The sequence below is a fragment of the Oleiphilus sp. HI0123 genome (genome assembly GCF_001635315.1).
The window spans coordinates 1-749 of record NZ_LWGE01000134.1 but is presented as its reverse complement, the minus strand read 5'-3'; the positions used below and the strand labels follow the sequence as shown (position 1 = coordinate 749).

General features: G+C 46.1%; 1 protein-coding gene. It reads left to right on the top strand.

What is annotated here, in order from left to right; all coding sequences use genetic code 11:
* Positions 1-749: DUF4105 domain-containing protein (locus tag A3761_RS01280; protein WP_156491482.1), on the top strand; the 749-nt coding region annotated here is incomplete at both ends.

Sequence of the window (749 nt, the reverse complement as noted above, 5' to 3'; positions counted from 1 at the left end):
TACTTCCCTAGCGGATAATGAACAATGGCTCGACCTTCTTCATTTTCACCAAATAGGCTTTATTCCGCGATTTGAAAGTCAGGTTGATGACGACAGTTTTTTTATCGCTCCAGACGGAAAGTACTCGCCAAAGTCTGAGCTCAAGGCTAATATTGCAGCGTTTACTGGCGACAGCAGCAACCTTGAGCTTATTTGCCAGTTCCCTGCTCGTTTTCATTGGCTAACACAACAACTCCCTGAATTGAACTTCCCCGAAGCCAAGTGCCCAGATTATGAGGACTGGTTCGCCAAGATCGACCCTAAAAGCTTAACCTTAAGCTTCCCGGCGGCCTATCTGAACAGCCCCTCCTCAATGTTTGGACATACCTTTATTCGTATAGATCGCGCCTCTGGCAGTAATGCACTACTAGACTACAGCATCAACTTTGCCGCCAATGCCAACCCTGACGATAATGAGCTAGTCTTTACCTATAAAGGTCTTTCCGGTGGCTACCCCGGTGTCTTTACAATTCTCCCCTACTATGAAAAAGTCAAAGAATACAGCCACCTGGAGTCACGCGACGTTTGGGAATACGCTTTAGACCTGACACAAGAAGAGGTCGAACAGTTTGTCCGACACACCTGGGAAATAAGAACGGTTCATTTTGATTATTATTTTGTAGATGAAAACTGCTCCTACCAATTACTCACCTTATTGGATGCAGCCAGCGAACGCTTTAACTTCGTCGACGCCTTCAAACTCAGCGCAA